Here is a 23,209-nt window from a genome sequence, read left to right as displayed (position 1 = left end):
CAATTGTTTTTGTGATGTAACACCAAAAGCAAACGTTTGCCTTATTTTTTTCGTCAAATTTGAAATACAGCAAAAATCCCTCTACTGCTCAGGTATCAATTCCCGCCCTATGATTGAGGCTAGCCGTTTGATATAAATGAGCTATTGGATGATTGAGATAGTTTTAAATGAGACTCATTAATACAAATCGTATCGTTAGCAACATCGGATTGTTAGTACTCACTTTGGTTCTAACAGGCTGTCAGATTGAATCGGAGCCCAAAAGCGCTCTAGAGCAAATTCGCGAACGCGGTACACTTCGCGTCGGTACGGTGAACAACCAGCTTTCCTATTATATTGGCCCCGACGGCCTGCGGGCTTGGATTATGAGATCGCTCGCGATTTTGCCGAAGAACTGGGTGTTCAGCTAGAAATGAAACCCGCCTACCGAATCTCTAGCCTGTATCCGGCTCTAGAAAACGGCGAAATTGATATTATTGCTGCTGGGCTAACTCAATCGACGGAACGTCTCAACCGCTTTCGTCCGGGACCTGCATACTACTATGTGAGCCAACAGCTCGTGTACAAAAAAGGACAGTGGCGACCCCGTAACCTAGATCAGCTACTAAAGCGTCAAGAGAAACTGATTGAAGAAAACGACGGTGAACCCATTATCTCCATTATTGGGGATTCACACTTCTCAAAGACGCTTAATAGTATCAAGCAAGAAAACCCTGAGTTTAATTACACCATCGACTACAACGCCGATGTTAACGATTTACTCAAACAAGTTTCCGAAGGCAATCTGAGGTATACGGTTGCCGACTCCGTTGAAGTGTCGCTCTCACAACGCATTTATCCAGATTTGGCGCTTGCCTTTGAATTAACAGAAGATCAGCCGGTATCTTGGTTTCTAAAAAGCTCGGAAGACGAAAGTCTCTACGCTCTTCTTATCGAGTTTTTCGGCAATATGAATCAGACGGGAAGTTTGGCGCTATTGGAAGAAAAATATATTGGTCATATCGGTTCGTTTGATTATGTAGATACACGCGCCTTTATTCGCGCTCTAGATAGCAAACTACCAAAATGGTCACCGCTATTTAAAGAGTACTCAGAAGAGTTTGATTGGCGCCTTATTGCTGCGTTGGCTTATCAAGAGTCTCATTGGAACCCAAATGCCAAATCACCAACGGGTGTGAGAGGCATGATGATGCTAACCTTACCTACAGCCAAAAGTGTTGGAGTGAGTAATCGACTCGACCCAGAGCAATCGGTTCGCGGTGGTGTGGCTTATCTGAGAAAAATGGTCGCACGGATCCCTGACAGTATTAACCCACACGAGAAGATGTGGTTTGCTCTCGCTTCATACAACGTCGGTTTTGGTCACGTGATGGACGCTCGCCGCTTAACTAAAAGACAAGGCGGCAACCCAGATTTGTGGTCTGATGTAAAAGATCGCCTTCCCCTGCTACGTCAAAAGAAATACTACAGCCAAACTCGATATGGCTACGCGCGCGGAGATGAAGCGAGAAACTACGTAGAAAACATTCGCCGCTATTATCAAAGCATCATAGGGCACATAGAGCAGCAATCCCCCGACAACGGTGATGTGGATATTGATGACTTGTTGGTTATCCAGTTCCCTCAACAGCCAGTATCAGGCGCAGAGGTCACCAGTAGTGGTGCACAAGCAAGCGAGCAACCGACGAGCGGTGATAAAAACACCGACGCAACTTCAGCTCAAGAAGAGAGCTCTGCGGAATAAGTTCTCATTGTAACCTCAGCAATATAAGATCGAGAAAGTGAACAAACTTCTCGCTCTTGATTTTTTGTTTCCAAATCCTTACATATATCTGTAGCTGAGATCACTTTACTAACTTCAAATATTTCAGTAGTCTCTCAGCTGCTTTTCAAACAAGTAGATTTGTCCGTTTTGGACAGTTGCTTTTTCGTCAGTAGTGAAATGAGGTTGTGCAATGCGAAGACGTATGCAATCTAGACGCCTGTCGAAAACTGTATCGGCGAATCGCCGTAAACGCAGACTAGTGAATAACAAGAAGAAAGTTATCGCTCGTCACCGCGCGTTTATGCAGTTAGTTGCGGCGTAAAAAACAAGCAAACATCTGCATTAGCGGATGTTTGCTAAGAGACTTCTTACGCTTCAAAGCGATACACTTTACAAGCCATCCCTTTCTTACCCTGTACCAACAACATTAGCGATCCAGTGTTCTGTGCTCACATACTCCCACGTAATATTTACTGGGGCGCAGAAACTACTTACCTTCTTGCTCCGCCTGTTTTTTTTGCTTTTCCGCTTTCTTTTCGTCTCTGCGACGTTTAAAAAACGCTTGCAGTTGCTGACGACATTCGTCTTCCAAAAGCCCTTTTTCAATGGTGGCATAGTGATACGCCGCTTGGCTTTCAAACAGATCCAGAACAGTACCAGCAGCCCCCGCTTTAAGGTCCGGTGCACCATATACCACTCTTTTAACGCGACTGTGCAGTAGAGCACCTGCGCACATAGGACAAGGTTCTAGTGTGACGTACAAAGTGGTATCTAAAAGTCGATAGTTACCCAATGCTTTACCAGCTTTTCGCAACGTCTGGATCTCGGCGTGTGCAGTGGCGTCACAATCAACGATCGAGCGATTCCACCCTTCCGCGACTATTTCACCATCCTTAACTAAGACAGCCCCAACGGGAACCTCACCTTCCAGTTCAGCTTGATGAGCCAACTCCATAGCGCGGCGCATAAATTTTTCGTCTTGAGGAGAGAAAGAAGACAAGGGGATACTCCGTTAATAGTCATAATCATCGGCTATTCTAACCGAAAACAAAAAAGCCCGCGAAACAACTCGCGGGCTTTTTGGCACTTGTGCTCTACCTTACATAGTGTAAGTGTACGGTGCTTGAATACCCAGTGGGATTCCCAGTGCCCAGTATGCCAGTAGGAAGATTGACCAACCGATGAGCATAGCAATAGAGAATGGCATCATTAGCGAAGCTAGAGTACCGATACCCGTAGACTTCACGTAACGCTGACAGTAAACCACAACAAGTGGGAAGAACACCATAAGTGGTGAAATGATGTTAGATACAGAATCACCAACGCGGTACGCCGCCTGAGAAAGTTCAGGTGAAATGCCAACAGCCATAAGCATCGGAACAAGGATAGGACCAATCAGAGCCCATTTCGCTGATGCAGAACCAATTAAAAGGTTAACTGCAGCGGTAAGAAGAATCATACCTATGATGGTCGCTTGACCTGGTAGGTTCATCGCTTTAAGGCCTTCGGCACCGTACAGCGCAAGCATAGTACCTATGTTTGACTGAGCAAATGCAGATAGGAACTGAGCGCAGAAGAAGGACATAACCACGTAAGCCCCCATCGTCGCCATTGTGTCAGACATCGCTTTGATCACGTCATTGCTAGTTTTAAAGGTTCCAGATACTTTACCGTAAACGTAACCAGGAATGATAAACAGAATGAAGATCAGTGGCACAATTGACTTCATCAGAGGTGCTGAGAAAGCTGTAATCTCACCATCTGGAGAACGCAGTGCTGAGTTCTCAGGAAGAATGGCGGCAATCAGAAGTGCAATACCCGCAACCATCGCCCAACCGGCATAGCGGAAAGCTTTAGATTCTAGGTCTGTAAATGTGCCTAGATCAGGAGCTTCTTCCGCATCGTCATCAATCGGCGTATTTGCTAGACGAGGCTCGATAATTCTCTCAGTCACCCACCAACCGATAGCAACGATGATAACAGAAGATAGACCCGTAAAGATGATGTTTGCCAGTGGGTTAACCACGTACTCTGGATCTAATACTTGCGCAGCGGTTTGAGTGAAACCCGCCAATAGTGGGTCAATGCCCGAAGGAATAAAGTTCGCAGAGAAACCGCCAGATACACCCGCAAACGCCGCTGCAATACCCGCTAGAGGGTGACGGCCAGCTGCATGGAAGATGATACCACCCAAAGGAATAACCAACACGTAGCCCGCATCAGCAGCAGTGTGCGATACGATAGCGACCAAAATTAGCATTGGTGTTAAAAGCTTAGCAGGGGTGAAGTTAAGCATCTTCTTAAGGCCAGTAGTGATAAAGCCCGAAGAATCGGCAACACCGACACCTAGCATCGCAACTAGAACAATACCTAGAGGAGCAAAGCCAGTGAATGTCGTTACCATGTTCGCTAAAAAGCTCGCAAGTGCTTCGCCAGTTAGCAGGTTATTGATGGCGAGCGCTTCGCCAGTACGTGGGTTAATTAGATCAAATGAGACGTTCGATAAGAGAGCAGAACAAACCCAAACAATCACTAGGGCCCAAAAGAATAGAATGGCAGGATCGGGAATTTTATTACCTGCGCGTTCAATAAAGTTTAGAAAACGATCCATCCCGCTCGGCTTCGAGGACGGAGCATTATTTATAGCTTGGTTACTCATGGTAACTCCATAATTGATGTTGTTGCCAAGACCTGAGTGTAATAATTATGTCGCCAATTTAGCCATCTATTCTATAAAAACCACAAAACAAAAGCACAAGAATCTAGTATTTTTTTATTAGGTGGATACATGTTTTGCAAAAACGCAATCATCGTGCAACAACTTACAAACAGTTACATCCCCATTACGTATACAATTCCGAAACGAATCTGAAATACATTATTAGGGTTAATTAATTTAGATAAACCTTTAGTATCGAAAGGCAACCGAACTCATACTGGCCCAATCTACAGTGCTTACTTCTAGAGCAATAGGCAAATGTATTTGGTCACTGGATGCCTCCACTGACAAAGATAAACGAATGAGGTTTGGGATTGACGAAGACTGCTCTGCTCGTTGCCACTTCACTGTCATCAAACAGCAAAGTGATAGGTTTTCAAATTGAGTATGGTGGAGCACACTGCCCTCGCCTCCAGATAACATCAACTTGATCTGATTATCAGCAAGTAACAGGGCGATTCTTTCGTGCTCCACTTTTCGCTCTTGCTGCGCTAGCCACAAAGAAAAAGCGAAATGACTTTGCAATGCCACCCCAAGAACAGCAATAGATAGCGCCACTTCCAACAGACTAAAACCTTTACTCCTCATATAGACTTCCCGCTACCCAGCTCATCAGTAACGGACGACGATTCAGTCCCTTCTCAACATAGAATTCCGTCATATAAAGTTCAGATGCTTGAACTTGATGCCCCTTTCCATCCCAGTAATAACCGCTATTAGCGGTAAACCTTGCCGACGAATAAAAGACAGTATTCAAGGAAACGACTTGTTGTGGCGTCGCACGCATGGATAACGACTGCCACCCTTCTAATATTTGATGACTAAGCAAGTCTTTAGTTAGATGGATAAACTGCCCGCCCATAGTAAAAGGAGCGGTAATCGCCATCACGCCACCTTCAATAACCAAGGTATTCAAATCAGGCAAGGTCAAATCACTATCGATATGGCAAGAACCTTGTATCCAAACTTTCGATGCCTGAATAGTCGAAAGTGCTGATTGACAATCTTCGCCCTTTGCCAAGATAAGAGGATAAAAATCCCGACGAAGCAGAGTAAAATCGGCGTCAGTTTTACGAACCCCAAACGCATAATAAAAAGCGTCGAGTTCACTATCCTCAACAACATCTTCGGCGAAATTATTAGTAGTTGTATCGCTTGTTTGATAGCAATCTTTGGCTACATATTCAGGATAAGGCCCAGCAGAGTTTGGCCTTGCCACCTTTAAACGGTCTGAAGATCGATCCGAAGAGTAGTGCAATGTTCCACTGTAACGAATGGCGACACAAGTTGAGTTAGTTTGTTCTACCCGCTGACGATAGGCATCAGCTACGAGTGAAATGTTGCCTGATAATCTTAGATCGGCATTACTCACGATGACGCCAACACCTGTTATAGGCCACACTGAAAAGCGTCGTTTTAATACTTTTCCAACAGACTTAACGCCAAATTCAACCACACTTTCATCGTCATTTACTTCACTGGTAATTTCAAAATCGTCTTTTTGGCAAGCCTGTTGAAAAAGGCTCGTCTGCCACTTTTCTTTCGATAACCATAACCGCGCCGCTTCTTCTGCTAAGCACTCTAAAAGAGAGTACCTTTGCCAATAATCTTGTTTAAGAGTACGCCAGTGATTTTGGGTTTGAGAAAAGAACGCCATAGATTGATGTTGGCTGAGTAAAATAAACAGGGCAAGTGAGCTTAACCCCAACAACATCCAAAGTAGCGATACCCCTGCTATGCGCTTCATTGGTTGCTCTCCAAAAGCAAAAATGCGCTTTGGTGTTTATGGTCGGGTAACTTAGTCAAGTATGCAGAAATACTAACTATCCAAATTCCCCCACCATCAGTGGTAAATTCAGTGACATCGAGAGAGTCAACGTATATCTGTTTTGAATTAAAGAGATTAAAACAGACACCCAAATAGCCCGACGTAGTTGCTTGCTCAACCGTAAGCGGTGCTGTAGATCTTTTTTCGCAAATTTTAAGCTGACCACGCCCGTTGTTGACGTAAAACGTATGCTGGTAATAACTTCCCTGTTCAACCCAAGCTATGCTTCCCACACCAGTCACTCCGTCATTAACGGCTCCAATCAAGTTCGCGTGTTGTGAAAAGGGAACCGCATAATACCTAGAACCGTTGTATCCGCTATAGTTCAGAGTGTTTTCCATCAATTGGGTCAAACTGCTTAACTCACTAACAAGAAGCCTCTTACTGGCGCTCTCAGAAGCGAATGTTTGCATAAAGTAAAACAGAGACAACATACTACTCATCCCCACCAGCGATATGCTTTGCGCTATCAATAGCTCTAAGATGCTCATTCCTTTCACAGCCGCTCGTCTAACACTTAACATGGCCGTATTCCGCGTGATTCAAAGTGCAAACAATGATTCGACCAGCCCCATATGAAGTAACGATCTTAATTGCGCTTTCAGTGTCATCGATAGCAGAGATGGCAATGTGGCCATTGGTCAGTTTTCCTGAGCGGCCGTAAAGGTAAAGTGCATTATTGGCGTAATTAAAACTTGTGGAAGCATAAGGAAAGTCGGTTAGAGAGAAGCGAGAGATTAACTCTCCATCTTGTACCACTTTTAACAGCAGAGAGTGAGGTGGCTGATTCTGTTGAGTTATAACCAGATCTTTTCCAGTTGCAACGGATAGACTTTGCGACGATTTCACAAAACCATACAGCGATGTGGTTAGCGCTTTGATTTGTTGGCGTTCAACTTGAATATTGTGGCTTGGCACAACCAGCAACATAGTTATCGCAGCCACAAGCGTAACTGCAATGATTTCAATACTATTTAGCCCGCGTTCTGCATTTCTCATCATCGGCTCCCTTCACAAGAAACCAAAGCATATCAATCATTAAGTATGCATTTCTTTGGCAAATTCAGGCGCTGAGACGCTCAATCAAATCCTCTTTTTAGGCAAAGCAACAGAGCATGATGTGGTATGAAGTCGATCTAAGTTAAGTCGAAGGTAAGAATAATGGGCACAAAAAAGGCCAGCACTATTGCTGACCTTCTTAAAGTAGAACGGATTAACTCGTCAAATCGTCGAAGAACTTCTTAACGCCGTTAAAAAAACCTTCAGATTTTGGCTTGTGCTTTGTCGCTGCATCACCGCCACAAGACTCTTCAAACTCACGGAGTAATTCTTTCTGACGAGAGCTAAGTTTCACTGGAGTTTCCACAACAAGCTTAACAATTAGGTCACCGATTCCGCCACCGCGAACACCGCGCACACCTTTACCGCGCATGCGGAACATACGACCTGTTTGAGTCTCTTCTGGCACCTTGAGATTCACACGGCCATCAAGAGTAGGAACTTCCACTTCACCACCTAGTGCAGCCATTGCAAAACTCACTGGCACTTCGCAGTAAAGGTTGTTGCCGTCGCGCTCAAAAATGTGGTGCTCTTTTACGTGAACCTGAACATATAGGTCACCGGCTGGCGCTCCCATATCTCCCGCTTCACCTTCACCAGAAAGACGAATGCGATCGCCCGTATCAACACCCGCTGGGATTTTAACGTTAAGTGTTTTGGTCTTCTGCTTGCGACCTTGACCGTGACAAGAGTTACACGGATCTTTGATAATCTTGCCCGAGCCATTACACGTAGGACATGTTTGTTGAACGGCAAAGAAACCTTGACGCATCTGAACTTGTCCGTGACCGTGACAGGTACTACAAGTTTCTGGCTTGGTCCCTTTTTTAGCACCGGAACCGTCACACTCATCACAGTGAACCAGTGTCGGAACTTCAATCTCTTTAGAAACACCGCGAACCGCTTCTTCTAAAGTCAGTTCCATGTTGTAACGAAGATCGGCACCGCGTTGCGCTCTCGATTGACCGCCACCGCGACGACCACCGCCAAAGATGTCACCAAACACATCGCCAAAGATATCGCCGAAGTCAGCTTGGCCACCACCAAAACCGCCACCGCCGAAGCCGCCGCCACCTTGCTCAAAAGCTGCGTGGCCATATTGATCATATGCCGCTTTCTTTTGAGGATCGGTTAGGATTTCGTACGCTTCTTTTACTTCTTTAAACTGCTCAGCCGCCTTTTCATCACCCTGATTTCGGTCTGGGTGGTATTTCATTGCAAGACGCTTGTACGCCTTTTTAACATCACGCTCTGATGCGTCACGCTTACGCCTAGTATTTCGTAAAAATCACGTTTTGACATTTATTTCGCCACCAATTTGTTACTGCAAACGGTCAGGTGTAATACTGCCGCTTGGTGTTTTGTATCGTTCTAGTTAAACGCTTTTCGCAAAAGGATTTAACTAGAATGACTTCGCTTTTCTACAAGCAGACGGGCGTAAGAGTTACCTCAAACGCCCGCACGGTAAGACTTTGCTTTGCAAAGTGGTTGACCTATAGGGAAAAGCAACCACTTTACTCAGACAGAATTACTTCTTCTCGTCTTTGACTTCTTCGAACTCAGCGTCAACAACATCTTCTTCTTGAGACTGTTGTTGCTGTGCGTCAGCGCCTTCAGCTTGCTGCGCTTGAGCTTGCTGTTGAGCGATTTCCATCAGTTTCTGAGCCGCAGCCATAAGAGCTTGAACTTTCTCGTCGATAGCTTCTTTATCGTCGCCGTTCTTAACTTCTTCTAGCTCTTTAATCGCTGCTTCAATCTTCTCTTTCTCTTCTGCTGGTAGCGCGTCACCCGCTTCTTCTACCTGCTTACGAGTACCGTGAATCATTTGGTCAGCTTGGTTACGTGCAGTCGCTAGCTCTTCGAACTTCTTGTCCGCTTCTTTGTTCGCTTCTGCTTCTTGTACCATTTTCTCGATTTCGTCGTCGCTTAGACCGCCAGACGCTTGGATAGTGATCTTCTGCTCTTTACCAGTCTGCTTATCTTTAGCAGAAACGTGCAGGATACCATCCGCATCTAGGTCGAAAGTAACTTCAATCTGAGGCATACCACGTGGAGCTGGCTGAATACCTTCTAGGTTGAACTGACCTAGAGACTTGTTGTACATCGCCTGCTTACGCTCACCTTGAAGAACATGGATAGTTACCGCGTTCTGGTTGTCTTCTGCTGTAGAGAAAACTTGGTTCGCTTTTGTTGGGATCGTTGTGTTCTTCTCAACTAGTTTAGTCATAACGCCGCCCATTGTCTCAATACCTAGAGACAGAGGAGTTACGTCTAGTAGAAGTACGTCTTTAACGTCACCAGCAAGTACACCACCTTGAACCGCAGCACCCATAGCTACAGCTTCGTCAGGGTTTACATCACGGCGAGCTTCTTTACCGAAGAACTCAGCAACTTTTTCCTGAACCATAGGCATACGAGTCTGACCACCAACTAGGATTACGTCAGTGATGTCGTTAACCGATAGGTCTGAATCCGCTAGAGCCACTTTTAGAGGCTCAAGAGAGCGTTGTACTAGGTCTTCAACTAGAGATTCTAGTTTCGCACGAGTCACTTTAACGTTCATGTGCTTAGGACCAGTCGCATCTGCCGTTACGTACGGTAGGTTAACGTCTGTTTGCTGCGTAGAAGAAAGTTCGATTTTCGCTTTTTCAGCCGCTTCCTTAACACGCTGCATCGCTAGAGGATCAGCTTTAAGGTCGATGCCTTGCTCTTTCTTAAACTCTTCTACTAAGTAGTTGATTAGACGGTTATCGAAGTCTTCACCACCAAGGTGAGTGTCACCGTTTGTTGCTAGTACTTCGAACGTTTTCTCGCCTTCAACTTCATCAATTTCGATAATAGAGATATCGAATGTACCACCACCAAGGTCGTATACCGCGATAGTGCGGTCGCCGCCAGACTTGTCTAGGCCGTAAGCTAGAGCTGCTGCTGTTGGTTCGTTGATGATACGCTTAACTTCTAGACCTGCGATACGGCCAGCATCTTTTGTTGCTTGACGCTGAGCATCGTTAAAGTAAGCAGGTACAGTGATAACTGCGCCAGTTACTTCCTCACCAAGGAAGTCCTCAGCAGTTTTCTTCATTTTCTTAAGTACTTCAGCAGAAACCTGAGGAGCAGCCATTTTTTGGCCTTTCGCTTCTACCCATGCATCGCCGTTGTCTGCCTTAACAATTTTGAAAGGCATGATTTCGATGTCGCGCTGAACTTCTTCATCTTCAAAGCGACGACCGATAAGACGCTTAATTGCAAATAGCGTGTTTTCTGGGTTCGTAACTGCTTGACGTTTTGCAGGCTGACCAACAAGAGTCTCACCATCTGTGTATGCAATTACGGAAGCAGTAGTACGCTCACCCTCAGCATTTTCGATTACACGTGGTTTGTCGCCGTCTAGAACAGCAACACAAGAGTTAGTAGTACCTAAGTCAATACCAATGATTTTACCCATCTGGCTATCTCCGAATAAATTCTATTTTCGTTTTGCTATATCCCTATGTGGGGATGGAGAATAGGGATTCAACCCTCGCTCACAAACAAAACCGGTTTGTTTGCTTCTGTTATGCCCTTTAAATAAGGGCTGCAAATGGCTTTTCAAGGGGAATTCATAAAAAAATTCTATTTTTTCTGTCCCAACAGCTAAAAAACAGCCAGTTGCGCGTTTTACTATAAAAAAACGGGGCTAATGCCCCGTCATGGAATAGATAAAATTAAGCTTAAGCATTTGCCGAAACAGGTGCTGCTTCTACTTCTTGCTTGCCAATTTCGTTTTCTGACTTCGCTACGATTGTGTTCACTGCGGTGTCACCAACAACGTTAGAAGAAGTACAGAACATATCATTAATGCGGTCTACGGCAGCGACAATAGCCAAACCTTCTGGTGGAAGACCCAATTGGTGCAGGATAACACCAACCATAACAACACCACCACCAGGAACACCACCAGCGCCAATTGAAAGCAGAAGTACCGTAAAGCCAAGAGTGACAAGATCAGATACTTCAATTGGCTGTCCAAATGCGTTTGCACAGAAAACCGCTGCAATTGCGATGTAGATTGAAGCACCAGCCATGTTCATGGTTGCACCTAACGGAACACCAAAACCAGCCACTGATTTAGAGACACCAACTTTGTCTGTTAGTGTGCGCATCGTTACTGGAATGGTTGCGTTTGAACTTGCAGTTGAAAGCGAGAATAGTACCTGCTCACGAGTCTTACGAGAGAACTCACGCGCCGAAATGCCAGTAAACGCTTGAACAGCTAATGGGTAAACCACAAAGATCCAGAACACCAGCATGCTTACTACTAGAGCAACATAACCTGCTACCGACGCCAATGTGTTTGCATCTAGTGTTGCACCTAGTTGGATCATTAGAGCAAATACGCCGTATGGCGCTAGGCTCATCACTAAGCCGATAAGCTTCATCATGATGTCGTTTGCGACTTTGAACGTGCGAATTGCTGGGCCACCTTTTTCATCCAGTGCTTGAATCGCCAAGCCTGTCAGGATAGCCATAAAGATAATTTGCAACATGTCACCATTAGCAAACGCCTGTACAGGGTTACTTGGAACGATGTTAACAACCATAGAGAAGATATCAGGTGTTTCTGTGCTCTTCAGTGTTACCGCATCAGAAATAGTACCCGCTAAGTTTGCACCGGCACCTGGTTGAACAAGCATAGCGACAGTTAGCGCAGCAATGATCGCAACAACGGTATTAATAATGTAAAGAGAAAAAGTTTTACCGCCTAATCGACCAAAAGAGCGAATGTCTTTCAGCTCAACAATGCCACATACGATAGACACGTATACTAATGGCACGACAAGTAGCTTGATAAGGGAAACGAACATACCACCAGCCCCTTCAGCTGCACCGAGTAGGTATGTATCAAAAATCGCAATACCGCTAAATAGGTACTGAATGGCTGTACCGATCAACAAACCAGCGAATAAGCCAGTAAAGATCTTACTTGAGAGCGATTTATTCATCTATAAATCTCCGAGATGTTGTGTTTTCGTATTTACTTTTTTGTAATTTATATCACCCACTTTTGTGGGTGAGTTCGCACATAATACACATCGGATTTACAAAATAAAGATTAAGTTTACAAAAGTGTTAATTATTTCCTATCGGAAACTTTACCCTTCTGTTACAGCGAGGTAAAAAAGGTTCTAAAAATCAATCAATGCTTTAAGTTGCAGTTACCTCAATCGCACGCACAAAAAAAGAGAGGCTTTCGCCTCTCTTTCATTTAGGAAACTTTCTAAGTCTAATTTACTTAGCGACCATCACCATAGCAGGGCGAATAACACGTCCGTTTAGTTCGTAGCCTTTCTGCATCACAAACATAACCGTATTCGACTCGTGGTCTGGGCTCTCTTGGATTGACATCGCTTGGTGAAGTTCAGGGTTAAATGTTTCACCTTCAGGATTAATTTCTTTAAGGCCAAACTTAGAAACCGTATCAACAAACGTTTTATGCGTTAGCTCGACACCTTCAACAATTGGCTTCACCAACTCGTTTTCCGTATCCGCAGCTTGGATAGCACGCTCAAGGTTATCGATAACTGGCAACAGCTCTTCAGCAAACTTGTTAAGAGCGTATTTACGCGCTTTGTCGATCTCTTGTTCCGTACGACGGCGCATATTATCAACTTCTGCTTTTGCACGTAGAACGGAATCTTGTTGTTCTTTAACTTTCGCTTCGCTTGCAAGTAGCGCAGCTTCTAGCTCAGCAATTTTTGCTTCTTGCTCGTCTAACTCAACTTCTTCGTTCCATTCGATATCGGCTTCAGAACCCACAGCCTCAACGTCTTGTTCAACCGCTGCTTCTTGCTGTTGTAGTTCTTCTTCTTTCACTTTGTTTTCTTCGTTGCTCATGATATCTCCAGAATTCAACTCAATATCTATCGCAGATCTTCACGTTTGTGGCGTCTCGATAGATAAAAACTCGCACATTTGGCTAACTTGCCATTATTATGGGGATGCAGAACGACGATTCAAGCCTATTTCGCATGGAAAACCTATGAAAAAACCTTTTGAAGTGATCGCCATCATTGGAAAACCCCGAGATCAACAAGCGATACAGACCCATCGAGAGCTGTTTAATTGGTTAACGGGCGAAGGATTTTCCGTTTTTATAGACGATCGTTTAAAAGAAATATTGGACGATATTGACCCAAAACACTTTGCAAGTTTGGTTGAGCTAGGCAAATCTGCCGATCTCGCCATTGTTGTTGGTGGTGACGGTAATATGCTCGGTGCCGCTCGCGTTCTTTCTCGTTTTGATATCTCTGTAATTGGAGTCAACCGTGGGAACTTGGGGTTCCTAACCGATCTAGACCCAGAAGATTTCCAAACCGCGCTAAAAGAAGTGCTCGAAGGCAACTACATCGAAGAACAACGCTTCCTATTAGAAGCAGAAGTGCACCGCCACGGCCAAGTTAAAAGCCACAACGCCGCGCTCAATGAAGCAGTACTTCACCCAGGACAAATCGCTCATATGATTGAGTTCGAAGTATATATCGATGAAAGCTTCGCTTTTTCACAGCGTTCTGATGGACTTATCGTCTCTACCCCTACGGGTTCTACGGCATATTCACTTTCGGGTGGTGGCCCGATCCTATCCCCTAGTTTGGATGCGATATCCCTTGTGCCTATGTTCCCACACACTCTTTCCAGCCGCCCCATTGTTGTTGATGGAAACAGACGGATTAAGCTTTTAGTCTCTCCAGATAACCGAGGGACGCAAGAAGTGAGCTGTGATGGCCAGATTTCACTACCCGTCTCTCCCGGCGACGAAGTACATATATACAAGAGCCCCAACGGACTCAAGCTGATCCACCCAAAAGATTATAGCTACTACCACGTCTTGAGAAACAAGTTAGGTTGGTCGAGCAAATTGTTCTAGCTCACATTTTCAGCAATCGCTGAAAAAGAAAAACACCTGAACAACTTTACTGTATAAAGAAACAGTATATACTGTTTTCTTATACAGTATTGTTCATTTAGACAGGTGTACATATGCTCGCTCACTTAAGCGTTAATAATTTTGCCATCGTAAAATCTTTACAACTTGAACTCTCACAAGGCATGACCACGATCACCGGTGAAACTGGTGCAGGTAAATCCATTGCCATCGATGCATTGGGGTTGTGCCTCGGCGGGCGCGCAGAAGCCAGTATGGTTAGGCAAGGTGAAGAAAAAACAGAAGTGAGTGCCGCCTTTCTACTCGACAACAATATTAACGCCACCCGCTGGTTAGAAGACAACGACCTACTGGACGGCAGTGAATGTATTTTGCGCCGCATGATAAACAAAGAGGGACGTTCGCGTGCCTTTATTAACGGTAGCCCAGTGCCCCTATCTCAGTTGAAATCTCTTGGTCAGCTGTTGATCAATATTCACGGACAACACGCTCATCACCAATTGATGAAAAGTGACTACCAAATGGCGATGCTGGACCAATATGCAGGCCATCACAATCACTTAAAAAATACTCGCAACACTTACCAAACTTGGCGAAACGCCGATAACCACCTAAAACAGCTCAAAGAGAACAGCCAGAAAAACTTGGCTCAAAAGCAGTTGTTGGAATATCAAATAAAAGAACTTAACGAACTCTCTATCGGCGAAGAAGAGTTTTTAGATTTAGAGCAAGAGCACAAACGCCTAAGCAACAGTGGTGAACTTGCCAATGAGTGCCAACAGGCCATCACTCTCATATACGAAGGTGAAGAAGTCAACGCGCTTGGGCTGTTGCAATCCGCCAATAACTCTCTGATTCAGTTGGCCGAACTGGATAAAAGTTTGAGCGATCTTCCCAACATGGTTTCTGAAGCCATGATTCAACTCGAAGAAACCAACAACGAACTTCGCGGCTACCTCGATAACATCGAAGTCGACCCAGCTCGTATGGCTTACGTGGAAGAACGCTTTTCTAAAGTGATGTCTATCTCGCGCAAGCACCATGTTATGCCAGAGGAACTGTACAATCATCATCAAGATTTGCTAGCACAAATCGAAGCTCTGGATTGCTCAGATGAAAAACTGGACGCCATGGCTCAAGAGGTAGAAACACACTATCAAAACTTTGTCGCGGCTTCTGATAAGTTGCACAAATCTCGTATTCGCTATGCCAAAGAGCTAAACAAGCTTATCTCCGCCAGCATGCATGAACTGAGTATGGAAAAAGCCAAGTTCTGCATTGATGTGAATAACGAAGCAGCGCAACCTTCCCCGCTTGGCATGGACAATGTAACCTTCCTTGTGTCCACCAACCCAGGTCAACCGATGCAGCCAATTGCAAAAGTGGCCTCCGGTGGTGAGCTATCGCGAATTTCACTAGCGATTCAGGTAATTACTGCGCAGAAAGTCGATACCCCAAGCCTGATTTTTGATGAAGTTGATGTGGGGATCAGCGGCCCAACTGCCGCCGTTGTTGGTCGTATGCTTCGCACTTTGGGGCAATCTACCCAAGTACTTTGTGTGACTCACTTGCCTCAAGTCGCTGGATGTGGACACCAACAGCTATTAGTAGCCAAGCAAACCAAAGCTGGTAAGACAGAAACACAAATGAAAACGCTCGACACCGAACAGCGCGTTGGTGAACTCGCTCGTTTACTGGGGGGCAGTGAAATTACCGAATCGACCATGGCTAATGCTCGTGAACTTTTGATCGCAGCCTAAAACACACATACCAAGCTTGCCAATGCAAAGTCGTGGTTCGTTTAAAACGTCCGCGATCTTGCTCAAAAAGTCATCAAATGGCATTTTTTTTAACAAAGATTGCAACCAAACTCAAAAATCATGGTCTGAATCAATTCAAAAGCTCTGCAAGTTTTTACTTTAGTGCCGAGCTTGTTTATTATCGCCCAGTAAAAATGAATTAGTAGCAAGATTTTTGATTATGCAATTTAAAAAGTGGCTTATCGCGGTTCCACTCGCACTCACAATGCTAACCGGCTGTTCTATCGCAGAGAAACTGGTTTACCGTATCGACATTAACCAAGGCAATTACGTTGAACAAACCGACGTAGACAAGCTTAAATTTGGTATGACAAAAGAACAGGTACGCTTTGTGATGGGCTCGCCAATGTTGGTGGAAAACGGATTCCCTGATACTTGGTACTACATTTATCACCACACGGAAGGTCACTCAGACTCTATTCAAAAGAACCTGATTGTAAACTTCGACCCAGAAGGCCGATTACTCGATGTAAACGGTGACTTTGTTATCGGTGACCGCTTCTTCGAAAGCATCAACTAATTCGTGACAGAACATAAAAAAGCTCGCATTTAGCGAGCTTTTTTCTATTTCCGAGATTAATTCGCCGTTTCTGACTTTCTCTGCGGGTTCTTTTTGCCCCCAGTCACGGGATCCGCTTTCCCCGCCGCTTTTGCTTGTTCTGCACGCTTGCGCCTGATCTCTTTCGGATCCGCTAAAAGTGGACGATAGATTTCAATCCGATCTTTGTCACGCACAGTCGCGTCTAGTTTAACGTTACGACTAAACACACCCACTTTGTTCTTTTTAAGGTCAATTTCAGGATAAAGCGCCAAAACGCCAGACTGGACGATGATCTCCTCAACCGTCATCTCTTTATTGACGACCAAAGTAAAGACTCTTTGCTCTTCAGGAAGGGCGTACACCACTTCCACGTGAATCATGTCTGACTCAATACTCATAGCAAGGGTAAACCTCTTTTGCACGCTTGGTAAAAGCATTAACCATATTGCCAGTCAGCTCGTTAAAAATTTTACCGAAGGCAATTTCTATCATCTTGCTAGAGAACTCAAATTCAAGCTTTAGCTCAACCTTACAGGCTTGCTCATCTAACACTGTAAAGAACCAACCGCCTCTTAGGGTTTTAAAAGGGCCGTCAACTAAGTTCATCACAATCGCTTCACCCGGAACCAACTCATTCGAAGTGGTAAAGGTTTTACTGATACCCGCCTTAGATACATCAACCGAAGCAACCATGGCAGAGTCTGACGATTCAAGTACACGCGAACCAGAACATCCCGGAAGGAACTCTGGATACTTGGCGACATCATTGACCAGTTCAAACATCTGCTCTGCACTAAACGACACCAATGCAGAACGACTTATTTGCTTCATATAGACTCCTATTACCGACTAGACTGAGTCAGTTGTGACAGTAATTTTACTTTTATTTGAAGCAAGCGCAAATTTAGGATTTCCTAACCCGTTCCCACACCGTATAATGCAGCGATTATGGCAAAGAAGAAATCTAAGACAAAAGCGGGTAGTAATACTATCGCGCTGAACAAAAAAGCTCGCCACGAGTACTTCATTGAAGACGAGATTGAAGCGGGTATGGAACTTCAGGGTTGGGAAGTCAAATCCCTACGTCAGGGCAAGGCTAACATCGCTGAAAGTTATGTATTTATTCGCAATGGCGAAGCCTTTATCAGTGGTATGACGATTACCCCGTTATCGCAAGCTTCTACACATGTAGTAGCGGACCCAACGCGTACTCGTAAACTACTCATGTCTCGCAGAGAAATCGACAACTTGTTTGGCCGCATCAACCGAGAAGGTATGACGCTGACGGCACTTTCACTCTATTGGTCACGCTCTTGGGTAAAAATCAAGATCGGCGTTGCCAAAGGTAAGAAGATGCACGACAAACGCACCGATATCAAAGATAGAGACTGGCAGCGTCAAAAAGCGCGCGTAATGAAAAGCTCACTGCGCTAAACTTGACCAGTTAAACGCATCTTACTGGACAGCCTTGGCTTTTCTGGTAGTATGCGAATTCAACCTTGGGGCTGATTCAGGATTCGACGGGAATTTTGCAGTCTGAGGTGCATGCCGAGGTGCGGTAGGCCTCGTAAAACAACCGCAAAAAAATAGTCGCAAACGACGAAAACTACGCACTAGCAGCTTAATAACCTGCTCAGAGCTCTCTTGCCCTAGCCTCCGCTTGTAGGACGGGGAATTACAAGGGATCAAACCCAATCAAGCTGGCGTGGATTCTCCCACCTGAGAGATGAAGCGTAAGATATAATTCAGGTTAGCTATTCGTTCGCGTGTCGGTTCGCAGGCGGTGGTGAAATTAAAGATCGACTAAGCATGTAGTACCAAAGATGAATGGTTTTCGGACGCGGGTTCAACTCCCGCCAGCTCCACCAAACGTTTGGAAAGGGCGATAAGTTACTGACTTATCGCCCTTTTTGTATTTTTGGATTCGATTATTTGGCTGTTTGTACTAAATCTTGGTACTAAACATGCGATATCTCACACAATCAAAAACTGGAACTTGGTATTTCCGCTTTCAAATTCCAGCGATGCAACGAGCCCTTTTTGGTGGACGACGAGAAATAAAACGTTCTCTACGTACCACGGTTCTTGAACAAGCGAAAGTTGCCGCCCTCGAGTTAGAACTCGAAGCAAGAAAAACACTTCTATCCCAATCTCAAGACTCACCTTTTCAAGCAGTCTCTTACAAAACACCTTCGACGCCCTCAAAAAGAACATCGAAGAAGGAACTCACTCCATTCGAGTTATTAGAACTCTATTGCACTTACAAGTCAGACTATGTTTCTACCAAGACATTAGAAGGACAAAAGGCGAAGTGTAAAATAGTGCTTGAGCTATTGAACAAAACGAAATTAAAAGATGTCAGAAGAGCTGACGCAGAGCGCATTCGCTACCAACTCAAAAGCTTCCCTGCGAATTCAAAAAAACTTCCCGAGTTCAAAGGACTAACTAACTTACAGATCTTAAGTCTCAATCAACAGGTTAAAAAGCAGGGGCTCTCCGAATCCAGTATAAAAGACTATGTACAAAAGCTGTCCTCATTCTTTGAATGGTGCTTGCAGAATGAACATACTGACGTAAACCCATTCAAATCAATTAAGTTTAAGAAGACACGCAAAGATAGTGATTCAAAGAATCACTACACAACTGAACAACTTCGAAAGATATTCAGTAACGACATCTTCACCAAAAAGACATTCAAGCACCATTACCAATATTGGCTGCCGTTACTCGCAATATACACTGGAGCTAGACTAAATGAGCTTTGCCAACTTTATACCGATGACATCGCCAGACTCGATGAAACTTGGTGTATTCGGATTAGAGCAGCACGCCCCGACCAACGACTAAAAAACCTAAACAGCGAAAGAGTTATCCCTATCCACAACGAACTTCTTCGACTAGGCTTCCTCGACTTTGTAAAAGCTCAAACACACGACCGATTGTTCTGTAGTCTACCGCTTCGACGAGATGGGTATGGAACTGTAGCTAGCAAATGGTTTACTAGATTTAAAAGCAGCATAGCTTTAATCGTGGACATGACTTCCACTCATTCCGCCATACTGTAGCGACGTATTTCAAGAATTCCGACGTTAATGTAGAAGTCGCCGCAGAAATTTTTGGACATAGTAGCGGTACAATCACATACGATAGATATGCAAAGAGGTTAAAAATACAAAAGTTGGCAGAAGCAATTCATAAACTACCTCCTATAACGCTCAATTAACGACCGATTAAACTGGTCATACCAGATCTTTTTCCGACTTATTTCAGGTGAGTTTTCTGTTTTCACGACTTATTTCAGGTGAGTTATGACTATTTTTTAGTCAACTGACCTATAATAAGCGCTACATTTAGCTATAAAAATTAACACAACCCCGTAAGTGCCTGTTTTTATCAAGAAAACCACATTTAACAAAATATCAACCTCTGACCGACTTCAATGCCATTTTTGACCGACTATAATGCCACACAAATTAGTGTGGTTATTATTTCCATCACCGATCATTGCCTTCCATATAATTAAATTCTGTATTAGATTCTTCAACCAAGTTACGAGGCCTTGTTAACTTATATAATTTAATTTACGGATTAAGATATGAATATATACATGTTATTTCTCAGCATTGTTAGCATCATAAAATTTAAGTTAACAATTAGATTCAAAGATCATAATAGTCATTTAGACGAGTACATTGACTGGTTAAGGACAAATAGTAACTCAACTGAAAAATATATAACCTCAAAAGTAAAGCGAATTAAAGTGTTGCTAGACTTAATAGCAGCACCATATTTCTACAACATTTGCATCAAGCAAGTTGAGGGTGGCATCAATAAGCTTACTCGATATCCAAAGAATGCCCAAAAGAACCAGAATTTCATTGGATTAGCTCACATTGACATATATTTGAAAAATCTAGAGTTACTGGAAGAACCATTATCAGGGTCAACAATAAAAGGAATCATTGAGTCATGCTCATCTTACATGGAGTGGTGCAAAGAAAGAGGTTACACCAAATCAAATCCATTTAAATCAATCAAGAGATCAAGGCTAGCGACTAAAAATGCTCGTAATAAGTTCAGTAATGACGACTTGAAGAGCATTTTTAATCATAAGGTTTTTAAGCAAACACAACCTAAGCATACCTACTACCATTGGATACCTTTACTGCTCAGATATACAGGAGCAAGGCTTAATGAAGTCTGCTCGCTATATACGGATGATATTGTCTTCATTAAAGGCATCGCTTGTATAAGCATTAATAATGACAGTGACGACAAGAAGTTAAAGAATATATGTAGTCGTCGATTCATACCAATTCATTCTGAATTAATACGACTGGGTTTTTTAGATTTTGTAAAAAACATTGATAATGGAAGGATATTTAAATCTTTAAAACAAATTGACGGATACTACTCTAATTCTGTTTCAGATTGGTTTTCAAGAATTAGAACCTCATTAAATATGCCAAGAGATAAAACTGCGCATTCATTTAGGCATACATTTGTTGATGAACTGTATCAAAACGAAGTTCCTGAAGAGGTCATTATGAATATGGTAGGACACGGTTCATCCATAGAAAATAAATTATCTATAACTAGAGCCGTCTACGGCAATGGTTTTGAACCAAGTGTTTACAAGCCATATATAGAATCCATCGATTCAAAAGAAACACAGAATATTCAACCAGTATTAAAGTAGTTAACCATAGCCATGATTAAATTATTAAGTAAAGCCTTCAACAAAAAAGATAGTAAGACTTCTACAGTAGACAACTTGAATGATGTGTCAACGAACAAAGTTACATCTAAACGAAAATCTAAAAACAATAATTACACGGGGAATAAAAAAGGAAGTGACGTCAGCCCTGCTTCGCTCACGCAATCCCAAAATAGCTCAGAACAAGAAGAATCTGTCGTTAAGATAAGACCATACTTACCACCTGAAGGTAGATACGGAATTTTGAGTCAAATAGCTACGGCTCTTAGCAAGGCACGGAAGCTCATTTTGAAGCGATAGTCATGACTTTAATGAGCATCTTATCCATTTCGATTCCTCGAGACAGGAAAGTGACACCGTTTGGAGCAGGCGTAACAGAACATCGCCTAAATGTAGTCATGCTAGCCAGAACTGGCGAAGGGAAAGGACTTAGCGACGATCAAGTATCGGCTCTAATCGATACAGCAAACAAACTTGCTGGAGAGAACGACTCTTGCGGCTTCCCGCTATATGCACCAATAACATCTGGAGGACTAGCGAGTGGTGAAGGGTTAAGTAACCATTTGAGAGATACAAACACCCCAGAGGGCGATGACAAGCGTCTGGTTATGATAGAGGCTGAATTTCAGAGTGTATTATCAAAATGCAATGCAAAGGACTCAATACTAAGCGCAACAATACGCAAGTTATTTGACGGGAAAACACTGACTTCAATGACTAAGTCAGATCCGTACACCTGTACTAACCCGCACGTTGCGATCGTTGGACATATAACTCCACGGGAGTTTAGCAAAGAGTTGTCTAACTCATCAGTTACAAACGGGTTTGCTAACAGGTTTCCAATATACCGCTTATTCGGAAAGGAAGGTGAAGCATTCCCTCACACTACTAAGCAAGTAGTCCTTGATGAATTAGCAGAACAACTTAACGATATACTCTACTGGGCTAATTCGGACAACGAACAACTAGAGTTCACTGAAAGCTATAAAGAACGATATAAAGCCGTGTACAAAACGTTAAGAAGTCTCGGTCCCAATGATTCGGTAGAGCAAAGTCTAATGACTCGTGCAAGTCATTACGCCACGATGTACGCCATGATGTTCGCTATTTGTGATAAAACTAATCAAGTTAATGAAAATCATCTGAATGCGGCATTAGCGTGGATTGAATACTGGCATAGCTCCGTGAGGTACACATTCAACACAGAAAGAGAAGCTCATGTTGCGGAAAGAAAAGAACAAATGGCGGATATCGTCCTTGCTGCAATCAAGACGCTTTGCGAGCAGGGGAAAAGCAATCAAATTACAAGAACTCCTCTTAAAAACTATTTGGGTCGAGCATGGAATAGTAAACTAATATCGGAATCACTAATTACGTTACAGGAACGCCCTATTCCTGCAATAAAAGTGACTAGAGGACAACATAATAAGCATACTATTATTCTGTTGGAGTGAGTTTAATCTGCACAAACTAAACCAACAAATGTAGTCTGTGTAGTTTAAACACATACAAAATCGCTCCTCGCGTTGAATTGAAAATTCAATTCGAGGGGGGATTCCCGCGATAGCGGAGCTCTTCTTTTGATTAGATGTATATTCCAAGTTACTCTGACAGTAAGTCGCCTTTTCTGGTAGGGCGAACATCTTCAAACTATTAACGGCTTAAAGTATATAAATCGTTTAATACCATGCCTTATGTTAATGGTTTTCTTCGTATTTTGAACGCTTATAAATACCCAATCTGAATAGATCACATCCGTAATATTTCATTGACTACAAGCTCACATCAATCAAGTAGTCTTCCTCTAATATCTCAAAAAAAACCGAACTCATTGAGCT

At 43.6% G+C, this 23,209-nt stretch carries 19 protein-coding genes, 1 other RNA gene and 3 pseudogenes; 11 read left to right on the top strand and 12 right to left on the bottom strand.

What is annotated here, in order from left to right:
- The first annotated feature begins 167 nt into the window (after positions 1–167).
- Both mltF and BLO31_RS24780 read left to right on the top strand, forming a co-directional pair.
- Positions 168–1,744 (top strand): annotated as a pseudogene (gene mltF / locus BLO31_RS01760) (membrane-bound lytic murein transglycosylase MltF).
- 211 nt (positions 1,745–1,955) lie between these two features.
- Complete coding sequence (locus tag BLO31_RS24780; RefSeq protein WP_281182198.1) at positions 1,956–2,087, top strand: hypothetical protein; 132 nt, start codon at positions 1,956–1,958, stop codon at positions 2,085–2,087.
- Positions 2,088–2,252: 165 nt separating this feature from the next.
- Here the strand turns inward: BLO31_RS24780 and tadA are convergent, their stop codons facing one another.
- The 10 genes and pseudogenes from tadA to grpE all read right to left on the bottom strand — a co-directional run bounded on the left by tadA (position 2,253) and on the right by grpE (position 13,245).
- The gene (gene tadA / locus BLO31_RS01755; RefSeq protein ID WP_139158912.1) at positions 2,253–2,771 is read right to left on the bottom strand and encodes a tRNA adenosine(34) deaminase TadA; all 519 of its coding nucleotides are present in this window, start codon (positions 2,769–2,771) and stop codon (positions 2,253–2,255) included.
- 93 nt (positions 2,772–2,864) lie between these two features.
- Positions 2,865–4,424 (bottom strand): AbgT family transporter, encoded by a 1,560-nt coding sequence (locus BLO31_RS01750; protein WP_070962599.1) that lies wholly within the window; start codon positions 4,422–4,424, stop codon positions 2,865–2,867.
- 249 nt (positions 4,425–4,673) lie between these two features.
- On the bottom strand, positions 4,674–5,072 hold the full coding sequence (locus BLO31_RS01745; protein WP_070962598.1) for a type IV pilus modification PilV family protein: 399 nt from the start codon (positions 5,070–5,072) through the stop codon (positions 4,674–4,676).
- A complete protein-coding gene (locus BLO31_RS01740; RefSeq protein ID WP_070962597.1) occupies positions 5,062–6,231 on the bottom strand; it encodes a hypothetical protein in 1,170 nt (389 codons plus the stop codon). Before BLO31_RS01740 ends, BLO31_RS01745 begins: the two co-directional genes overlap by 11 nt.
- On the bottom strand, positions 6,228–6,836 hold the full coding sequence (locus BLO31_RS01735) for a hypothetical protein (protein WP_070962596.1): 609 nt from the start codon (positions 6,834–6,836) through the stop codon (positions 6,228–6,230). Before BLO31_RS01735 ends, BLO31_RS01740 begins: the two co-directional genes overlap by 4 nt.
- Positions 6,823–7,314, bottom strand: a complete 492-nt coding sequence (locus tag BLO31_RS01730; protein ID WP_175443154.1) for a pilus assembly FimT family protein — start codon at positions 7,312–7,314, stop codon at positions 6,823–6,825. Before BLO31_RS01730 ends, BLO31_RS01735 begins: the two co-directional genes overlap by 14 nt.
- Positions 7,315–7,525: 211 nt before the next feature.
- A pseudogene (gene dnaJ, locus BLO31_RS01725) lies at positions 7,526–8,673 on the bottom strand (molecular chaperone DnaJ).
- 226 nt (positions 8,674–8,899) lie between these two features.
- Positions 8,900–10,816 carry a molecular chaperone DnaK gene (gene dnaK / locus BLO31_RS01720; protein WP_070962594.1) on the bottom strand — a complete coding sequence of 639 codons (1,917 nt, stop codon included), beginning with the start codon at positions 10,814–10,816 and terminating at the stop codon, positions 8,900–8,902.
- 265 nt (positions 10,817–11,081) lie between these two features.
- Entirely contained in the window at positions 11,082–12,353 is a 1,272-nt protein-coding gene (locus BLO31_RS01715; protein ID WP_070962593.1) for a dicarboxylate/amino acid:cation symporter, read from the bottom strand.
- A gap of 286 nt (positions 12,354–12,639) precedes the next feature.
- Entirely contained in the window at positions 12,640–13,245 is a 606-nt protein-coding gene (gene grpE / locus BLO31_RS01710) for a nucleotide exchange factor GrpE (protein ID WP_070962592.1), read from the bottom strand.
- A 145-nt stretch (positions 13,246–13,390) separates the two neighbouring features.
- On the opposite strand from grpE, the gene nadK reads away from it, so the two are divergent.
- The 3 genes from nadK to bamE all read left to right on the top strand — a co-directional run bounded on the left by nadK (position 13,391) and on the right by bamE (position 16,633).
- Positions 13,391–14,275, top strand: coding sequence for an NAD(+) kinase (nadK, locus tag BLO31_RS01705; protein ID WP_070962591.1), 885 nt, complete (start codon positions 13,391–13,393; stop codon positions 14,273–14,275).
- Positions 14,276–14,388: 113 nt separating this feature from the next.
- Positions 14,389–16,053 (top strand): DNA repair protein RecN, encoded by a 1,665-nt coding sequence (gene recN, locus BLO31_RS01700; protein WP_070962590.1) that lies wholly within the window; start codon positions 14,389–14,391, stop codon positions 16,051–16,053.
- Between the two features lie 220 nt (positions 16,054–16,273).
- Positions 16,274–16,633: an outer membrane protein assembly factor BamE gene (gene bamE, locus BLO31_RS01695; RefSeq protein WP_070962589.1), complete on the top strand. Its 360-nt coding sequence runs from the start codon at positions 16,274–16,276 to the stop codon at positions 16,631–16,633.
- A gap of 56 nt (positions 16,634–16,689) precedes the next feature.
- Here bamE and BLO31_RS01690 read toward each other — a convergent pair whose 3' ends face one another.
- Both BLO31_RS01690 and BLO31_RS01685 read right to left on the bottom strand, forming a co-directional pair.
- Positions 16,690–17,052, bottom strand: coding sequence for an RnfH family protein (locus BLO31_RS01690; protein WP_070962588.1), 363 nt, complete (start codon positions 17,050–17,052; stop codon positions 16,690–16,692).
- Positions 17,042–17,485, bottom strand: a complete 444-nt coding sequence (locus BLO31_RS01685; protein WP_070962587.1) for an SRPBCC family protein — start codon at positions 17,483–17,485, stop codon at positions 17,042–17,044. The genes BLO31_RS01690 and BLO31_RS01685 overlap by 11 nt, the downstream gene beginning before the upstream one ends.
- Before the next feature lie 117 nt (positions 17,486–17,602).
- Here BLO31_RS01685 and smpB point away from each other — a divergent pair, with 117 nt between their 5' ends.
- The 6 genes and pseudogenes from smpB (at position 17,603) to BLO31_RS01655 (ending at position 22,825) form a co-directional block, all read left to right on the top strand.
- Positions 17,603–18,088: an SsrA-binding protein SmpB gene (gene smpB / locus BLO31_RS01680; RefSeq protein WP_070962586.1), complete on the top strand. Its 486-nt coding sequence runs from the start codon at positions 17,603–17,605 to the stop codon at positions 18,086–18,088.
- 67 nt (positions 18,089–18,155) lie between these two features.
- Positions 18,156–18,522, top strand: a transfer-messenger RNA (tmRNA) gene (gene ssrA / locus BLO31_RS01675).
- Between the two features lie 96 nt (positions 18,523–18,618).
- Positions 18,619–19,719, top strand: a complete 1,101-nt coding sequence (locus BLO31_RS01670; RefSeq protein ID WP_245688340.1) for a site-specific integrase — start codon at positions 18,619–18,621, stop codon at positions 19,717–19,719.
- 29 nt (positions 19,720–19,748) lie between these two features.
- A pseudogene (locus BLO31_RS24195) lies at positions 19,749–19,877 on the top strand (hypothetical protein); the annotation flags it as partial.
- Positions 19,878–20,249: 372 nt separating this feature from the next.
- Positions 20,250–21,353: a site-specific integrase gene (locus BLO31_RS01665; protein WP_084659574.1), complete on the top strand. Its 1,104-nt coding sequence runs from the start codon at positions 20,250–20,252 to the stop codon at positions 21,351–21,353.
- Positions 21,354–21,721: 368 nt separating this feature from the next.
- The gene (locus BLO31_RS01655; protein WP_175443153.1) at positions 21,722–22,825 is read left to right on the top strand and encodes a DUF3987 domain-containing protein; all 1,104 of its coding nucleotides are present in this window, start codon (positions 21,722–21,724) and stop codon (positions 22,823–22,825) included.
- Positions 22,826–23,209 lie beyond the last annotated feature (384 nt).

Origin of the sequence: Vibrio sonorensis, from assembly GCF_001854765.1 — a bacterium.
Lineage (GTDB): Bacteria > Pseudomonadota > Gammaproteobacteria > Enterobacterales > Vibrionaceae > Vibrio > Vibrio sonorensis.
The sequence above is the reverse complement of the archived record's forward strand: the minus strand, read 5'-3'. Positions and strand labels throughout refer to the sequence as shown.